At 44.1% G+C, this 381-nt stretch carries 1 protein-coding gene; it reads right to left on the reverse strand.

The features are described from left to right. A partial coding sequence (locus C1G53_RS01800) for a pyridoxal-phosphate dependent enzyme (protein ID WP_153046634.1) occupies positions 1-381 on the reverse strand: 381 nt, incomplete at both ends.

Below are 381 nucleotides of genomic sequence, written 5' to 3' on the forward strand. Positions count from 1 at the left end.
TATATTCAAAACGAGTAATATCATCATTTGGCCCTAGAATATCATTTACAAATTCACGAAGAGCCCCTGGACGTTGTGGAAAATTAACAACAAAGTAGTGTTTAATTCCCTCGTAGATAAGCGCACGTTCCTCCATTTCCGGCATCCTGTTGATGTCGTTATTACCACCAGAAATGATACAACAAATGGTTTGCCCCTTGATTTGGTCCTTGACTACCTCAAGAGCTGCAATCGTTGCTGCTCCTGCTGGCTCAGCAACAATACCCAGCTTAGAATAGAGGTCTAAAATAGTCCCGGAAATCCACCCTTCATCCACACCAATCAGGCGATCTACGTATTTCCGAGCCACTTCGTAGGTCGACTTACCGACTTTCTGTACCG

This window comes from Streptococcus suis (assembly GCF_002960445.1).
GTDB classification, from domain to species: domain Bacteria; phylum Bacillota; class Bacilli; order Lactobacillales; family Streptococcaceae; genus Streptococcus; species Streptococcus hyiners.